General features: G+C 59.7%; 11 protein-coding genes and 1 tRNA gene. 6 read left to right on the top strand and 6 right to left on the bottom strand.

What is annotated here, in order from left to right; genetic code table 11:
- Nucleotides 1–241 precede the first annotated feature (241 nt).
- Nucleotides 242–934, bottom strand: a complete 693-nt coding sequence (locus tag KGA81_RS08465) for a sensor histidine kinase (protein ID WP_223545440.1) — start codon at nucleotides 932–934, stop codon at nucleotides 242–244.
- Nucleotides 931–2535, bottom strand: coding sequence for a tetratricopeptide repeat-containing response regulator (locus KGA81_RS08460; protein ID WP_223545439.1), 1605 nt, complete (start codon nucleotides 2533–2535; stop codon nucleotides 931–933). Before KGA81_RS08460 ends, KGA81_RS08465 begins: the two co-directional genes overlap by 4 nt.
- A 338-nt stretch (nucleotides 2536–2873) precedes the next feature.
- On the opposite strand from KGA81_RS08460, the gene KGA81_RS08455 reads away from it, so the two are divergent.
- Complete coding sequence (locus tag KGA81_RS08455) at nucleotides 2874–7010, top strand: CheR family methyltransferase (RefSeq protein WP_223545438.1); 4137 nt, start codon at nucleotides 2874–2876, stop codon at nucleotides 7008–7010.
- Here KGA81_RS08455 and KGA81_RS08450 read toward each other — a convergent pair.
- The gene (locus KGA81_RS08450; RefSeq protein WP_223545437.1) at nucleotides 6979–7551 is read right to left on the bottom strand and encodes a hypothetical protein; all 573 of its coding nucleotides are present in this window, start codon (nucleotides 7549–7551) and stop codon (nucleotides 6979–6981) included. The genes KGA81_RS08455 and KGA81_RS08450 overlap by 32 nt on opposite strands.
- A gap of 385 nt (nucleotides 7552–7936) precedes the next feature.
- Here KGA81_RS08450 and KGA81_RS08445 point away from each other — a divergent pair, with 385 nt between their 5' ends.
- The gene (locus tag KGA81_RS08445; RefSeq protein WP_223545436.1) at nucleotides 7937–8206 is read left to right on the top strand and encodes a hypothetical protein; all 270 of its coding nucleotides are present in this window, start codon (nucleotides 7937–7939) and stop codon (nucleotides 8204–8206) included.
- Entirely contained in the window at nucleotides 8199–8915 is a 717-nt protein-coding gene (locus tag KGA81_RS08440; RefSeq protein WP_223545435.1) for a response regulator transcription factor, read from the top strand. Before KGA81_RS08445 ends, KGA81_RS08440 begins: the two co-directional genes overlap by 8 nt.
- A 278-nt stretch (nucleotides 8916–9193) precedes the next feature.
- Here KGA81_RS08440 and KGA81_RS08435 read toward each other — a convergent pair whose 3' ends face one another.
- A complete protein-coding gene (locus tag KGA81_RS08435; protein ID WP_223545434.1) occupies nucleotides 9194–15634 on the bottom strand; it encodes a DUF5801 repeats-in-toxin domain-containing protein in 6441 nt (2146 codons plus the stop codon).
- A gap of 269 nt (nucleotides 15635–15903) precedes the next feature.
- Nucleotides 15904–15980, bottom strand: a tRNA-Arg gene (locus tag KGA81_RS08430).
- Between the two features lie 290 nt (nucleotides 15981–16270).
- On the opposite strand from KGA81_RS08430, the gene KGA81_RS08425 reads away from it, so the two are divergent.
- From KGA81_RS08425 to KGA81_RS08415, 3 genes are all read left to right on the top strand, one after another.
- Entirely contained in the window at nucleotides 16271–16504 is a 234-nt protein-coding gene (locus tag KGA81_RS08425) for a hypothetical protein (protein ID WP_223545433.1), read from the top strand.
- A gap of 24 nt (nucleotides 16505–16528) precedes the next feature.
- Nucleotides 16529–16708, top strand: coding sequence for a PA3371 family protein (locus KGA81_RS08420; protein WP_223459281.1), 180 nt, complete (start codon nucleotides 16529–16531; stop codon nucleotides 16706–16708).
- A gap of 410 nt (nucleotides 16709–17118) precedes the next feature.
- On the top strand, nucleotides 17119–17445 hold the full coding sequence (locus KGA81_RS08415) for an Arc family DNA-binding protein (RefSeq protein ID WP_007992792.1): 327 nt from the start codon (nucleotides 17119–17121) through the stop codon (nucleotides 17443–17445).
- Nucleotides 17446–17495: 50 nt separating this feature from the next.
- Here the strand turns inward: KGA81_RS08415 and KGA81_RS08410 are convergent.
- Nucleotides 17496–17616 (bottom strand): transposase (locus tag KGA81_RS08410; RefSeq protein WP_141228961.1); only part of this gene is annotated, 121 nt, incomplete at its 5' end.

The following is a 17616-nucleotide window of genomic DNA, read 5'->3' as shown; positions in this document are numbered from 1 at the left end:
CCCCGTGGAACGCCGTTCAAATCCGGCGTGACACACTCAACTTCATCAATGCCCGTCAATCGCTGCGCGAGTGAGCTCAGGCCAACGCTCGTCATGACGCAATCCTTGTTATTGTGCGAGCCGCGAACGGCGACCGTACAAAATAGGCTCCGCATGTTCGGAATTTCAAGCGGCCCTCATCAATAAAGACGCAAAACCTCGTAGGCGCTGCCGAAGGTTCAGCAGCGCCTACGACAAACAATCACGGCAGGTAAAGGCGGAACACCCCACCGCCCAACGGACCACCATTGCTAATTTCGGTGCGTCCGCCGACGCCGTTGCGCTGATGCAACGCGGCAATTCGTCCAGCAAAGTACAGGCCCAACCCGGTACTTCCAGTGCTTTGATTGATGCCCTGCACGTAATCGGCCTGGCGCTCGATCATCTGCGCCGGATACCCCTGACCATCGTCATTGATGGTCAACACCAGTTGCCCGGCTTCGTCGCTGACGCTGATCAAAACGGCATGCCGTGCAAAGCGGACGGCATTGTTGATGCAGTTGGCCAATACCGACGCGATCAACTCACGATCGAAGAAACCCAGTGGGCTGAGCGGGTCCACTTCATAGGTGGCCATGATGCCGCGGCTGGCGAACACTTCCTGATGGCAAGCCAGTTGCGCTTCGATGAAGTCGTCCAGTTCATGGTAGGCCGGCTGCAACGGCATCTGGTTGACGCCCAGCTTGTACAGCCCCAGCAACTGCACCAGCATGCCGTTGAGGTGGGCAAACTCGAAGTCGATCACGCCCTGCTCCGGCGTCTGTTGCGCCGCCTGCGGCAATCGCGCCAGCCACTGGCTGTGGGCCTGCATCAGCATGGCCAGCGAGTTCTTCATGTCGTGCACGGTAGAGGCGATCACCGTGGAGAAATCCAGTGCCTGTTGGTTGTCGTTCATTGGCCAAACGCCTTGCTTTTCAGCTTCTGGTAACGCGGATAACGCGCGTCGGAGTCGGGCATCAGGCCGACCATTTTCAGGCAGGTCCGACATTCTTCCAGCTCCGCTGAAGGAACTGCAGTATCGGTGCCGTGCAACAACGACTGCGCCAGGTTCAGGGCGATACTGATGTTCTTCGGCTGCATCGCCAGGGCTTTGCGGAACACCGCTCGCGCCTCCACCAGATTGCCGGTCTTGTACACACGCACACCCTGACGGTTGAGTTCAGCGGCGGCGTTGCCGGAGTTGAGGATGCTCGGGTCGTCGGTCTGCTTGGCGATGTCCTTCATGACCGAAGGATCGTCGCCGTAGATTTCCACGCAGTTTTTCAGCATCGCGGTGCCGGCCTCGGTCTGCCCGAGCATTTTCAGTTGTTTGGCCACCAGCAAGGCGGCTTCGGCGCTCATGAATTGCTCCATGCCATCCAGGCGCAACAAGGCTTGCTCGGTGAGCTTGTCCGCCGTCTCGGCATCGTTGAGCAACAGGCTGGTGGCCTTCATCAGGCGTGCGCGGATTTGCAGGCCCGGATCGGAAGGGTTTTCCTTGGCCACGGCGCTCAATGTGGTATTGATTTCCAGGCGGGTGCGCGTGTCCAGGCCCCTTTCGCTACCCTTGCTGATCAAGGCGTGGGCCAGGCCGAGGTTGCTCTCGGCATCCTTGAACCGCGACTGCGCACCCTGGCTCACAGCCTGGCGGTAGGCCTTGGCCGCCGTGTCGAAATCCTCGTTGGTCATCGCCAGCTTGCCCAGCAACGCCTGGCGGCGAACCGCCAGCGGCGACAGGCGAATCGCTTCCTCCAGAACACGCTGTGCGCCCTTGGTATCCCCTTCGGCGACCAGCACGTCCGCCATGCCGTCATACAGCGACGGCATCATCGGGAAGACTTTCAGGGCTTTTTCGTAAATGCCTTTGGCCTGCGCGACCTGACCGCGCTTGAACAGCAACTTGCCTAACCCGGCAAACGCCCATGGCAACGGGCGGTCGGCGATGATGCCGTCGTACAGGCGCTCCAGCGCTTCGTTCTGATTGAGATCGCGCAGGGCGTCGGCGCGATAGCGCAGGCACAACGGCGAGTAACGGATGTCTTGTTTGCACAGGGCGATGCAGGCGTTGAGCACCTCCATCGGCTTGCCGCGGTCGAGGGCCTGCAGGATCGGCTTGAGCAGGGTCTTGCGCTGCTCCAGGCGTTCCAGGCGCTGGGCCAGGCTGGATCGGTTGAACGGCTTGGTCAGGTAGGCATCGGGCTCGTGCTCCAGCGCACTGAGCACCATGGCCTGGCTGGTTTCGGCAGTGACCATGACGAACACCGCTTCATGGCTGATCAGCTTTTCTTCCATCAGGTCTTCGAGCACCTGCTGGCCGTTCTTCTTGCCGTCGCCCAGATGAAAGTCCTGCAGAATGAAGTCGTAGGCCTTCTGCGAGCACATTTTCAGCGCCTGCTCGCCGGTATCGGCCGTGTCCACTTCCTTGACGCCCAGTTCGCGCAGCATCGACCTGACCGAACTGCGGAAGTCCGAGAAATCATCGACGATCAGAAAACGCTTTTGGTGATACGACAGCATCGAAGATTTCCAGGCAATTTAAGAAGAACCCAAAGGCAAATACACGGACGGACTCAGCTTCGCAGCCCTTGTTTTGGCGCGCAGATGATAACGGGTGGCACTAGGCTATCAAGCAGCTTTTCATAGTGATGAGCCCCCCGAACCAACCGCAAAGGCAAAATTACCCCTGACTGCCCGGGTTATCGGCCAGCAGTGGCGTTCCCTTGAGAATCTTCCCCTGCAGCAGACGCTAAATATTTGAAGGCTCTAGTGAAAAACAGGATTATTCTGGTTTATCGATTTGCACTTTTCTCCTTCAGGACTCAAGCGCAAGACCCCTACCGCCAAAGGACGACCCCATGAGCACACCCTCCAATACCGTTCCAGAGCGAAAGGCCCTGAGCCCAAGCACGCTGGACTTTCCGGTGGTGGGGATCGGCGCGTCGGCGGGCGGGCTGCAAGCGATCAAGCTGTTTTTCGAAAACATGCCACAGGACAGCGGCATGGCCTTCGTGATCATTCTTCACCTGTCTCCCGACCACCAAAGCATCGCCGACAGGATCATCCAGGAATCGACCAGGATGCCGGTCCTGCAAGTCGACAGCACGGTGCCTATCGAAAAGAACCGGGTCTATGTCATTTCGCCGGCGCATCAACTGAACATGAATGACGGCCTGCTTGAAGTCAGCCCCGTCGATCCGCGCCCAGGCGGACGTCACTCGTCGATCGATCTGTTTTTTCGCGACCTGGCCGATGTACACCGTGAGCGCGCGTTCTGCCTGGTGCTGTCGGGTACCGGCTCGGATGGCGCGGTCGGGCTGTCCCGTATCAAGGAACAGGGTGGCATAACCATGGCCCAGGCACCGGAAGATGCCGAGTTCGACGGCATGCCGCAGGCCGCCATCGATACGCGCATGGTCGACTTCGAGTTGCCGGTGGTTGAAATGCCGCAAAAGCTCCTGGAGTTGTGGAGCAACGCCCGGGAAATCAAACTGCCCACGGTCAGTGATCAGGGGATGCAGAGCATCGCCCCGGCGTCCGAGCGCGATGCCGCGGTGGCCGAGCAAGTGCTGCACGACATACTGATCCAGCTGCGCACCGGCACCGGTCATGACTTCAAACACTACAAGCGCGCCACCGTGCTGCGGCGTATCGAACGCCGGATGCAAGTCACGGCGCAACCGGACCTCGTCTCCTATTTCAAATTCCTGCAAAACAATCCCGAGGAAACCAAGGCGCTGCTGGGCGACATGCTGATCGGCGTGACCAACTTCTTCCGAGACCGCGAAGCCTTCGAAGCCCTGGAACGGGATGTGGTGCCGCAATTGGTCAGCGCCGCCACGGCATCGGCGCAGTCGGAGAAAAAAGAAGAAATACGCGTCTGGTCCGCTGGCAGTTCCACCGGCGAAGAAGCCTACAGCCTGGCGATGCTGCTGCACGATCAAATGCAACTGGACTCCAGTAAAGCCACGTTGCAGGTGTTTGCCACCGACATCGACGAACGCGCGATCAGCTACGGGCGCACTGGCCTGTATCCGCAAGCGATCGTCACCGACGTGCCGCCGTCACGGTTGCGCCACTATTTCATCAAGGAAAACGACCATTACCGAGTGCGCAAGGAGTTGCGCGAAAAGGTCCTGTTCGCCAAGCACAGCCTGTTGTCCGATCCGCCGTTTTCGCAGATCGACCTGATCGTTTGCCGCAATCTGCTGATCTACCTGGATCGCGAAGTGCAGCGTGAAATCCTCCAGATGTTCCACTTCGCCCTGCGCCCCGGCGGCTTCCTGTTCCTCGGCACGTCCGAAAGCGCCGATGCCTGCCACGAGCTGTTTGCCCCTGTCGACAAACGCAACCGGATCTTCCGTGCCAAAACCGGCACGGCTTCCAGCCGGCGCACGCCCACCATGCCCCGTGGCGGCTACGTACGCACCAATATGCCCCGGCAGGCCACGGAAACCAGCGAGCAACGCAAACTGTCGGTGGCCGACCTGCACCACCGCGCCCTCGAACAGTCGGCGCCACCGAGCGTGCTCGTCGACACCAACGCCGACATCCTGCACATGAGCGAGAGCGCCGGGCGCTTCCTGCGGCATGTGGGCGGCGAACTGTCACGCAATCTGCTGAACCTGATTCTTCCGGAATTGCGCCTGGAAATCCGCACCACCCTGTTCCAGGTCCAGCAGAGCGGTGCCTCGGTCAAATCCCGCGAGGTGCCGATCAAACGCGATGAACGACGCTACCTGATCGATCTGGTCGCCCACCCCTACAAAGATGAAGCCTCGGACGGCGAGTACATTCTGGTGATTTTCGAGGAGGTCGAGATCGACCCCGCGCAAGCGACCAAGAGCACCCAGCTGCAAACCGAAAGCCAGGTGCTGTCCAACCTCGAGCGCGAGTTGCAACGGACCAAGCTGCACCTGCAAGACACCATCGAGCAATCGGAAATCTCCAGCGAAGAGCTGAAGGCCTCCAATGAAGAAATGCAGGCGATCAACGAAGAACTGCGCTCGGCCACCGAAGAGCTCGAGACCAGCAAGGAAGAACTGCAGTCGATCAACGAAGAGCTGCTGACGGTCAACTTCGAACTGAAAACCAAAGTCGAAGAGACCGACAAGATCAATGACTACCTGAGCAACCTGATCGCCTCCACCGACATCGCCACGGTATTCGTCGACCGCAGCATGCGCATCAAGTGGTTCACCCCCCGCGCCACCGACATCTTCAGCATGCTGCCGGTCGATACCGGACGCTCGCTGCTCGACATCACCCATCGCCTGCACTACGACGACCTGGCGGCCGATGCGGCCCAGGTCTTCGAATCGCTGAACATGATCGAGCGTGAAGTCAGCAGCACCGACAACCGTTGGTACATCGCCCGCCTGCTGCCCTATCGCTCCAGCGAAGACCACATCGACGGTACGGTGCTGACCTTCATCGACATCACCAAGCGTCGCGCGGCCGAGGAAGAATTGCGCCTGGGCGAAGAACGCATGCGCCTGGTCGCCGAAAGCACCCGCGACTACGCCATCATCACCCTCGACGAACACGGGGTGATCACCAGCTGGAACAAGGGTGCCGAGCTGATCTTTGGCTATAGCAAGTACGAGGCCGAGGGGACGCGCTACGATTTCATCTTCTCCGCCGAGGATCGTGCTGACGGCATTCCGCAAAACGAACTGCAAACGGCCCGCAACCATGGCCGCTTCGACGATGAACGCTGGCATCAGCGCAAGGACGGCAGCCGGTTCTTTTGCAGCGGCGAACTCACCTTGCTCAACGGCGACCACCTTCGCGGCTATGTGAAAATCGCCCGGGACCTGACCGGCCACAAACGCCAACATGAAGAACAGAGCCAGCAACTGGCCGAGACGCGCAACACCAGCTATCTCAAGGACGAGTTCTTTGCCGTCATGTCCCACGAACTCAAGCACCCGCTGAACCTGATCCAGCTCAACGCCGAACTGTTGCGTCGCTTGCCGGTGACGAAAAACCTGTCTCCAGCCGCCAAGGCCGTCAATACCATCTGCGAAGCCGTCACCAGCCAGGCGCGGATCATCGATGACCTGCTGGATGTCGCCCGGGTCCGCACCGGCAAACTCAAGCTGCAATCGGTTGCCGTGGACCTGAACAACGTCCTGCGCGACATCTACACCGTGGTCCTCAATGACGGGCACGACATCACGGTCGAGCTGCAACTACCCGACGGGGCCCTGATGATCCAGGCCGACCCGACGCGTCTGGAACAAATCATCTGGAACCTGGTGAACAACGCACTGAAGTTCACCCCGGCCAAGGGCCGCGTGCAATTGATCGCGAGCCAGGCGGGCAACATGGCCAGGCTGGATGTCAAAGACAACGGCATCGGTATCGCGACAGAGCACCTGGAACATGTATTCGACCTGTTCGGCCAGGCGGAAAAACAGCACACCTCGCACCAACGCGAGGGGCTGGGAATCGGCCTGTCGCTGGTCCGCCAATTGACCGAGGCACAACGAGGCACAGTGGAGGTGAGTTCCGGCGGCACCGGTACCGGTTGCACGTTTACCGTCTACCTGCCATTGGCCGAGGTCAACGGTGAACCCCTGCCCGCCGCGCAGATCGAAGACACCTCCGGCAGACTCAGCGGCTTGACCATCCTGCTGGTCGATGACTCCGCCGAGGTGCTGGAAACCTTGAAGATACTGCTGGAGATGGAGGACGCCCAGGTGATCGCCTTCGACCATCCGGCGGCGGCGCTGGACGCGGCGAAAAACACCCGGTTCGACCTGATCATTTCAGACCTGGGCATGCCGGTCATGAACGGGCACGAGCTGATCAGCGCCCTGCGCCAGTTGCCGCAAGTCAAGGATGTGCCCGCCATTGCGCTGACCGGCTACGGCGCGCAAAGCGATATTCAGAAATCACGGCAATCGGGTTTCAACCAGCACGTCGGCAAACCGGTGTCCTACGATGACCTGATCGAGACTATTGAGGCTCTGCGGCACTCATCGACCTGAGGCAACTCAAGTAAGCGCGCTGTACGCAGGCCCGTCGATCGATGGCCTGCCGCAGCCGCTCCTTTTGCTCGGCCCACACCCTCGGATCGACCTTGGTCGAGCGCATCAGTGTCAGTACGGAGGCCTTCGCGGCCTGATACTCAATCCAGGCATCGTCGGACTTGAGTTTCAAACGTTCACGCTCGGTCATTTCCATGCAACGCAGCGCCAGGACCGACTCGTCGGTGATCACCGGCCCCAGGGTCAGTTGCACCCGGTGCGGCGCGACGAAGGCCTGGGTCTCGAGCACAATCTCCCTTGCCCGCGCCACGCCCCATCTCAACGCCAGTGCCCGAGGCTCACCGCTGTGCCGATCATGGGACTCTTCGCTGATCGCCCAGCCATTGCGGCCATAAACTCCGATAAACACCTGGGCAAACCCCAGCAGGCTGATGCGCGCCCGCACCTCGACCTGCACGCCGTCGCCGAGCACTTCTTCATAGGTCTGAAAGGGTAAGCGGGTATTGGTCCAGAGCCAGTATCCGGTGCCTCTGTGTCGCATCGATTGCTCTCCACAGATGGAGTTTTAAGTAAGGCACAGCCGTAACCGGGTTGCCATGCAGGTCATCGGTTGATTTCAACAAGCGCTGGCTTGCGGGTGGCTCGGTCAGACCGGATACCGCCAACAAATTGACCAAGTTGAAATTAGAATTCCTAACCTCACACCACTCGTCGATTAATTGACGATATTGATCATGATCAGACATTGGCCACTGGTCACCTCCAGCGAGCCTAATTCCTTGATTTTCGAAGGTTACTCTCCCCCTTGAGAACGCCGCTCAGGCCTCGCCGCACCGCGTCGCTATCGAGGACCTGACGGATGGGCAGGTTGGCAGCACTCCGGGCTGGCCTAGAATCAGTTGATAGCCGGGAGGGAGCACATCATCATGTGTAAACCACTGATAATTATTCGTATTGATCTTCTCTCCCGGGCTCTGGCTGCCTTCTGGAAACGTTCGCCCCGCGCACCAGCGCTGCTGATGGAGATGGCCCCTGGGTCGGTGGTTGCCAATGCCTGGGCGGGCGTCATCATGGCCTTTCGGCGTTCAAATCCGTCCTTCAATCACGCCGCCCCGGCAAGCAAATTGCTGTCCCGGGCAGGCCTGCGGATGGAGGCCATCGCTGGTTTTTCAAGGGGTCAGGAAGATCATGACTGACCAAAAAGAGTCAATTGGCGTAATGCTGATCGATTGTCGCCCCCTCGTGCTCATGGGCCTTCACGACTTGATCGATGCCAGAAAGCCCCGGATGGAAGTGACAGCACAGGCCACCACCTATACTCAGGCGCTGGATCTTGCCGATCAGCTGCGGCCCGATGTGATTTTTTTCAGTTTCTTTCCGGATGCGCTGAATCCTCTGGAGGTCGTCGCGGAACTCTCCCGTAGCGCCGACATGAAAGTGCTGCTGCTCAAGGGCCTTTACGAATCCGTCCCCGCCGCCCAGGCGATAGAAGCTGGCGCTCGCGGCATCGTACTGGCGGAAGACCCGACAGAATCGATTATCCAGGCCATCCTCAAGGTCCACCATAACGACATCGCAATGGATAGAGCCTGGGCTGGCGGCCTTCGCGGCTATGCCGCGACCGGGTATATCCCCTTGAAATGCAATCGGGAGCAGGCGAAACAGGCGCGGTTGACCCTGCGCGAGAGAGAACTGATTCGCGCCATCGTGGGCGAACCGTCCGCCAAATATGTGAGCATCGCCGGGCGCCTGGGGATCAGCGAGCACACCGTGCACAACCACCTCAGCAACATCTATCAAAAGCTTGATCTCATCAACCGCATCGACTTGCTGATGTATGCGCTCAAACACGGGCTTACCAACAACGAAGCACCGCCCAGCTCCGCCTGGGTGGAACTGGAATGAATATCAAGTCAATACAAAACGGTCTGCCCCTGACTTTCAGGGGTTAGGCCGTCACCCTGTCGCCATCCTTGTCGGCAACCCGCAACAGGATGTCCTCGCAATGCCGATGTCGTTCTCGATACATCCTGCCGCGTTAACCTGTATCTCCCCCGCCGCACTCCTCAAGCCTTGTGCTGCTCGATAGTTCACCACGGATGCGATCATCTCGTATTGGAACTGCAGAAAAATGCGAGGGTGGCTTCTGGGCCACCCTCGCATCCTTTCACGCGCGCAATACCTCAGGCGCTGCCAAAAAAGATGTCGGTACTCTCAACATGGGCCCCGACCACGGTGATGGTCGTTGCTTGTCCGCCAGACTCGGCAACCGTCACGACGCTGTCCGCGCCGGTGTTGTTGATCGATTGGACAACGGCGTTCGGGTCGCCGTTGAGCACCAGCTTGTCTTGCACGCCTGCCCCCGTATCGAAGCCGGTGACCTGGTAGCGGTTCTCATTGACTGCCAGATCGACGTTGAACGCATCCTGCTTGGCGATCGTGCCAGCCAGCGTGAAGTCGAAGAGTGCGTTGTTCGGATCGTTGGCGAACAGGTTGGCGTCAAACGTACTCGTCGCCGAGTCCCCATCCTTGTCCGTCAGCGTCGCGCTGAACGCAAGCTGGACATCGCTGGCCAGGCTCTCGCTCTGCTGTATGAACTGGATCACCGGGATCTTGATCTCGCCTCGGCCCATTGTCAGCTGAACAGCATCGATCAGCGCCGAGCCCTCCTTCTCAATGAGGAAGGACACCTGTCCGCCGGCCTCCGGAGTCAGGGTGTTCACCTCGACGCGGTTCGAGAACGTGCCATCCTCGTAGTAGATCCTGTAGTACAGGTCCTCGGTCGCGGTGTTGTAACCCGCCACGGAGTTGTCGATAAAGACCTTCATGCCCGTCAGCAGGCTCTCTGGATTGATGACGAAACTTTCGTCGGCGGCGCTGATTGCCGCCAGGTTATCTCCCTGGAAAAGGTTATTGGCGACGCCAATGCCGGACGTGCTGACGTTCATGGCCGCCGGGTCTATGTACGACGGCAGGGGGTTGGTCTGCAGTGTGGCTTCGGTCGGGTCGGGGGCTCCGAGCCCGATGCCGCTCAGGATGTCCGAAGTCGATGCCAGCGCCTTCGCGGAAAAGAACACGATCTCCTCGGATGTCGAAGGAATAGCCGGGTTGCTCGTCAGCGGAATCAACAATGTGCGCACCGCATCCGGGCCGCCGGCAGTGAGTGAGCCGTCGGCACTGCTGAGCACGATCGTCGAATTGAAGCCTTGCACCAGATCCAGTGCATAGTGGCCATCGGCATAGGCGGTCAACGTGTAATCGACGGAGGTGTTCGCCGTTGCCGCGTTGTTGTCGAAGTCACCGGTCAAGGTTCCTGCGAACTGGTACGCGCCATTGACATCCGGTGATGGCGACAGCTCATGGAGCGTGCCGGTCCCGGTCATGGTCGTGTTGTCTGGCCTGACAAGGGTGAACTGGTCATTGACCAACGAGATATCCAGACCGGCCGCACCCAGCCCGTCGGCTCCCGACGCCATATTCCAGAACCCGGATTGCGCAAGGACACTTCCGGTCCCGATCAGGTTGCCGAAACTGAGTGCCGGCCCGTCGTCCTTGAACACCAGGTTCTGCCCGATGTTCAGTGTCGCCTGGGCGCTGTCGCCGTCCCCGTCGGTCTTGATCGCTGTCAGCGTCACCAAGTTGTCCGAGGTCAGGCTCGTCGAATCATCAGGATTGGTGGCGTTGGCATGTACCACGGCGCGGCTCTGGTCCAGCGTGACGCTGCCATTGGCAGCCACGCTGACCGTGAACACCAGCAGGTTGCCCGTGGCCGTGCGCCCTTCCACCACCGCACCATTGAGCGACAGGTTCACCGCGTCGCCCGAGGCCGTGTCGGTCAGCCCGGAGGCACCCGCCACCACGCCCAGCGCATAGGTCAGGGACCCGGCCCCATCGGCGCCAAACGCCGAATTGAAGTTGGCGGCAAAGCTCTGGGTATCGTTGGTCGCGAGTAGCGTCTCGTCCACCGTCAGCGTCGGCTCCGTGCCGGTGGTGCTGATGCTCGGTCCGTCGTCCTTGAACACCAGGTTCTGCCCGATGTTCAGCGTCGCCTGGGCGCTGTCGCCCTCTTTGTCAGTAATGGTTGCGGTCAGTGTCACCAGACTGTCCGAGGCCAGGCTCGTCGAGTCATCGGGATTGGTCGCGTTGGCATGCACCACGGCGCGGACCTGGTCGAGCGTGACGCTGCCATTGGCGGCGACGCTGACCGTGAACACCAGTTGGTTGGTGAGGGCCGTATGACCCTCCACCACCGCGCCATTGAGCGACAGGTTCACCGCCTCACCCGAGGCCGTGTCGGTCAGCCCGGAGGCTCCCGCCACCACGCCCAGCGCATAGGTCAGTGTGCCCGCCCCATCGGCGCCAAACGCCGAGTTGAAGTTGGCGGCAAAGCTCTGGGTGGCATTGATCGCCAGTAGCGTCTCGTCCACGGTCAGCGTCGGTTCCACCCCGGTGGTGCTGATGCTTGGTCCATCGTCCTTGAACACCAGGTTCTGCCCGATGTTCAGCGTCGCCAAGGCACTGTCGCCGTCCCCATCGGTAATGGTCGCGGTCAACGTCACCAGGTTGTCGGAGGTCAACGTCGTCGAATCATCGGGATTGGTTGGGTCGGGATGTACCACGGCGCGGCTCTGGTCGAGCGTGACGCTGCCATTGGCAGCGACGCTGACCGTGAACACCAGCAGGTTGTCCGTGGCCGTGCGCCCTTCCACCACGGTGCCGTTGAGCGACAGGTTCACCGCGTCGCCCGTGGCCGTGTCGATCAGACCGGAGGCTCCCGCCACCACGTTCAGCGCATAAGTCAGGGTACCGGCCCCATCGGCGCCAAACCCTGAATCGAAGTTGGCGGCAAAGCTCTGGGTATCGTTGGTCGCCAGTAGCGTTTCGTCCACCATCAACGTCGGCTCCGTGCCGGTGGTGCTGATGCTCGGCCCATCGTCCTTGAACACCAGGTTCTGCCCGATGTTCAGCGTCGCCTGGGCGCTGTCGCCGTCCCCATCGGTAATGGTGGCGGTCAGAGTCACCAGGTTGTCCGAGGTCAACGTCGTCGAATCATCCGGATTGGTGGAGTCTGCATGCACCACAGCGCGGCTCTGGTCGAGCGTGACGCTGCCATTGGCAGCGACGCTGACCGTGAACACCAGCAGGTTGTCCGTGGCCGTGCGGCCTTCCACCACGGTGCCGTTGAGCGACAGGTTCACCGCGTCGCCCGTGGCCGTGTCGATCAGCCCGGAGGCTCCCGCCACCACGTTCAGCGCATAAGTCAGGGTACCGGCCCCATCGGCGCCAAACCCTGAATCGAAGTTGGCGGTAAAGCTCTGGGTATCGTTGGTCGCCAGTAACGTCTCATCCACCATCAACGTCGGCTCCGTGCCGGTGGTGCTGATGCTCGGCCCATCGTCCTTGAACACCAGGTTCTGCCCGATGTTCAGGGTCGCCTGGGCGCTGTCGCCGTCCCCATCGGTAATGGTGGCGGTCAGCGTCACCAGGTTGTCCGAGGTCAAACTTGTCGAATCATCGGGATTGGTGGCGTTGGCATGCACCACGGCGCGAACCTGGTCGAGCGTGACGCTGCCATTGGCAGCGACGCTGACCGTGAACACCAGCAGGTTGCCCGTGGCCGTGCGCCCTTCCACCACGGTGCCGTTGAGCGACAGGTTCACCGCGTCGCCCGAGGCCGTGTCGATCAGACCGGAGGCTCCCGCCACCACGTTCAGCGCATAAGTCAGGGTACCGGCCCCATCAGCACCAAACGCTGAATTGAAGTTGGCGGCAAAGCTCTGGGTATCGTTGGTCGCCAGTAACGTCTCATCCACCATCAACGTCGGTTCCGCGCCAGTGCTGCTGATGCTCGGTCCGTCGTCCTTGAACACCAGGTTCTGCCCGATGTTCAGCGTCGCCTGGGCGCTGTCGCCGTCCTTGTCGGTAACGGTCGCCGTCAGCGTCACCAGGTTGTCCGAGGTCAACGTCGTCGAATCATCGGGATTGGTGGCGTTGGCATGCACCACCGCCCGAATCTGATCCAGCGTGACGCTGCCATTGGCGGCCACGCTGACCGTGAACACCAGCTGGTTGGTGAGGGCCGTATGACCCTCCACCACCGTGCCATTGAGCGACAGGTTCACCGCCTCGCCCGTGGCCGTGTCGGTCAGCCCGGAGGCACCCGCCACCACGCCCAGCGCATAGGTCAGGGTACCGGCCCCATCGGCGCCAAACGCCGAGTTGAAGTTGGCGGCAAAGCTCTGGCTGGCGTCGGTCGTCAGTACCGTCTCGTCCACGGTCAACGTCGGCTCCGTGCCGGTGGTGCTGATGCTCGGTCCGTCGTCCTTGAACACCAGGTTCTGCCCGATGTTCAGCGTCGCCTGGACGCTGTCGCCGTCCCTGTCGGTCTTGATGGCCGTCAGCGTCACCAGGTTGTCCGAGGTCAGGCTCGTCGAATCATCGGGATTGGTGGCGTTGGCATGCACCACGGCGCGGATCTGGTCGAGCGTGACGCTGCCATTGGCAGCGACGCTGACCGTGAACACCAGTTGGTTGGTGAGGGCCGTATGCCCCTCCACCACCGCGCCATTGAGCGACAGGTTCACCGCCTCGCCCGTGGCCGTGTCGGTCAGCCCGGAGGCTCCCGCCACCACGCCCAGCCCATAGGTCAGGGTACCGGCCCCATCGGCGCCAAACGCCGAGTTGAAGTTGGCGGCAAAGCTCTGGGTGGCGTTGGTCGCCAGTAGCGTTTCGTCCACCGTCAGCGTCGGCTCCGTGCCGGTGGTGCCGATGCTTGGTCCGTCGTCGTCGAAGACAATCTTGGAGCCGATTTCGGCTTTTGTTATAGAGGCCTGGACCAACTTGAAGCCACCGATATCAAAATCGGCGTGGTTATTGCCCTTGGCGTCGATCGCCGCACCGTTCTCGACGAGCACGCGGTTGTGATCCGACGTTGTGGTGTATTGAATCTGGTAGCCGGCCAAAACACCGCTGATGGTTGCAACCCCGCCAACGACGCTGATAACAATGCTCGGGCTATTCACCGATCCGTCTGAGTTCTCGAGCACCTGCCCGGTGCTTTTGTTGATGACGAGAACATTGGTGATTGCAATCGACGTATCACCTGCATATCCGTTGATGAAATTCACGCCAGGTTCAGACGCGGTGCTGAACGCACTGACTTTTACGATAGCGCTCTTGCCGCTTTGCAACTGCACAACGTCGAAACTGGCCGATTTCGAATTGAAGACACCGGTAAAATCGACGTTGGATTCAACATCGGCTTCGTTCTGATCCAGGTTGGGAATGGTCACATTCTGCCTGGCACCGGTGACAAACGAAAAGCGGATGCCCTCTTGCTCCACAATCATCTGGTTGTTGGTGCCGAAGGTGGTGGGGCCACCCGCCTGGCTGGTATTGATCGTGTCGCCAGTCGTGATATTGGCGCCGCTTGACTGATCTGCCGGGTCCTTGCCGGTGGCGATGATGGTCGGGTCCGTGATCCGCAAAACACCACCGTCGTTGACAACGGTCGGGGTCGCCGTCGTAAACATCAGGAAGAGGTTCTGACCCGAAGGTGCATTGGCCAGACTGAACTCCATATCCTGGCTGGCCCCAATGAAAACCTTACCCGTCAGATTGAGCGAATCATCGGCGTTCGCAGTATCTGTATGCTGCAGCGGTTGGTACTCAACGGTCCAGATCTTGCCGCCGGTGACCGGCGATCCGGTTTCTTCTATAAAGGCTGCGAACACGATCGCGCCGCTTGCGCTGCCGGCTCGGCCCAGAACGATGTTGTTGTTCGTATCCGTATAGAGAAGGATGCTGATGCCATCGAGGGTAAACAGCCCGCTGACCACGCCACTGAGCGGTACGCCATTGCTGTCGACGAAACTGACATCGGTAATGCTGGCTCCGGGTGCAGAGGTGATGGTGAACGCATTGCTGCCCGTATTGCCCACGGCACCGGTATAGCCGCTCAAGGCCGCACCCGTTGCAGTGCCCGCCCCCAATGTGGCCAAACGGGTAGTGAAGGTCGTGGGCAGGGACGTCACCAGAATGTCGTTGTCGTCAGCGTCTCCCACAGGGCCTGGAGTGGCCGTGCCGTTCTGCAACCCGGCCGTTTCGTCCAGGCTCACGTCCTCGCCGGTCGCCACGACGCTCAAAACACTGTCCGTAAAGGACGCTGTCGCCACGGCGTCGTCACCGGTGCCGACCACACCGTCGGCGCCCGCAGAGCTTGCGGTGAGCAGAAACGTCGCGCCTGCCGAGTCGTCGGGATTCACGTACCACGAGGTGGTGACGCTGCCGTTGACCTGGCCGTCGAGATCGCCGGCACCGCCGTCGGTCACGGACCAGGGCTCGTGCCCCGCGCCCATATTGGTATTGAGTACGTCGTCGGACGTACCCCACACACCATCCGCGCCGGCACCGACGGCGTGGTCCACTTCGAGCGTCACTGTGCTGCCGGCGGCGAAACCGCTGGCCGTGATGATGGCGGTACTGCCGGGTGCGTAGTCTTTAAGGTCGGTGGTGACAGTCGGAATGTAGGTAAAAGTCCAGTCGTGGCTGACGGGTGAAGGATGGTCACCGGCGTTATCGGCCAGGTCATTCGTTAGCGATGAGGTTTTCTTGCGCATAGTCATGACTTTCTCCTGAGCGGGTCCAGTCATCGGGGGTCGACCTTGGACCATTTTCGGTTCTATAGGTCACAACTATGAATAAGCACCGCAGGTAGCACATCGGCCGATACTCCCAGGCGGGATGGGAGTTTCAGACTACTGGGGAGGGGAGGAGGAAAGTCGCGAAGGTAGAGTCGATGGCTTCGATAAATCCCATGTACCTGAATTTGTCGAACTTTATCTGCAGGTCGTGAAAATGAAACGTTGAAACAGGCGGGGGGAGCTGCGAAATATGGTGTCCCAGGGCAGGTTCGAACTGCCAGCCTTCCCCTTAGGAGGGGGATGCTCTATCCAATTGAGCTACTGGGACACAAGTCGGCCGCGAAGAAACGCGGCGCGATGGACGGCGTGCATGTTAACGGCCGGGCCGGCTTTTGTCATGTCGTCCGTTGGGCTTTTTAAGTGTAGGCAGACGCCTCGCCCAGGCGAGGACTTGTTTACCGTGCAAATTGCATTGCTGCAAAAAGCCATCATTGCAAAATGCAAGGCCAGGCTTTCGAAAAAATATCCTAATTCGTTGTTTTTAAAGAATTTAATTATCGATAGACTCTGGCATGCGAGCTGCTTCAGCTGTTCTCACAGAACAACGGAGGCCGCCTCATGAACAGCGTCCTTTTAATCTCGAGCGCAATCGCTCTGACGGTTTTGCCGGGTTTTCATTTTGCCCCCGAGAGCGGTGCTACGCAGGTTGCCCAGCAAATGCCACATTACCTTCAACTGCAGAAAGCGCCGCAGTTGACCGTGATGAGCGGCCAGCAAGGCTTTGTCAGTCAGGAAGTCAGCCAGGAAACCATCCTGGTGCCGGCTCCGTCTGCCGAGCGCCTGGTCTTTTGAATGACCTACACCAGGAAGCACAGCATGTCCAAATCAGCCGTGAGCTTTTTCATCCTCGCCTTGTTGAGCGGCATTTTTCATCTGTCATTGACCCAGGACATGGTCGTCACCCTCCCCCTGATTGCCTGTGGTGTATTCAGCGCTCTGTTCGTGCTCGCACTGATTGCCGGACGCAAGATCAAGTTCGATCCGGTGCTGCGTTAATCCAGGCATGGCAGATCCGGCACGATGGCCTGCCATCCATCCTGAACTCCCCCCTCCAGACGACTCTCCCTAGTAAATCGGCCATTTGCCACTATCCTGTAAAGGCAAGGAGCAGTGATCAAGTCCGTGTTTGCGGCCCGTCAGAAATCCTTCGTCGGGTGCAGACGCGCTAAACGATACGGCCCGGTCGAACTTTTCAAACTAATTCGCATTTCTGATAATTGGTGCTGGCAGAACGCCTTTATACAGTTCAATATTTGTCACAGAATTGACGCCAAGGATCTGGCTGGATTGAGGCATGATGCGCGCCTCTATCAATTCAGGTTGAACATTTGGTCAGAGCGCTTGTCCTACCAGACATCCTGCGGCCAATCCCGAAAACCGCTCCCCTGAACTAACCGGTTAAATATATGCGCCCATTGAAACAGGCAATTTATTCCAGCCGTACGGCTGACAAGTTCGTCGTACGTCTGCCAGACGGAATGCGTGAACGCATTGCCGAAGTGGCCCGCAATCATCATCGCAGCATGAACTCCGAAATCATTGCGCGCCTTGAGCAAAGTCTTATTCAGGAAGGTGCACTGGGAGAAGAGCTGAGCATGCGCCTGGACAGCCCGGAGCTTTCCTTGCACGAACGCGAGCTGCTGCAGCGCTTCCGCCAACTCTCCCACCGACAGCAGAACGCCCTGGTTTCGCTGATCGCCCATGACGCTGAAATGGCCTCCGACGCGTCCTGATTCAGCCAGAAAGCTCAAGCCAGCCTGATCGCTGGCTTTTTTTTGGTTCTTCACGGATTACCGGGAAAGACGCTCTTGATCTTCATGAAAAAGAATTCGCTGTCCCGGTAACCGTACGCCATCCGCTTAATGACCTTGATTCGATTGTTGATGCCTTCCAGCTGGCCCGTA

It is taken from the genome of Pseudomonas sp. A-B-19 (genome assembly GCF_019947515.1).
GTDB lineage: Bacteria > Pseudomonadota > Gammaproteobacteria > Pseudomonadales > Pseudomonadaceae > Aquipseudomonas.
The sequence above is the reverse complement of the archived record's forward strand: the minus strand, read 5'-3'. Positions and strand labels throughout refer to the sequence as shown.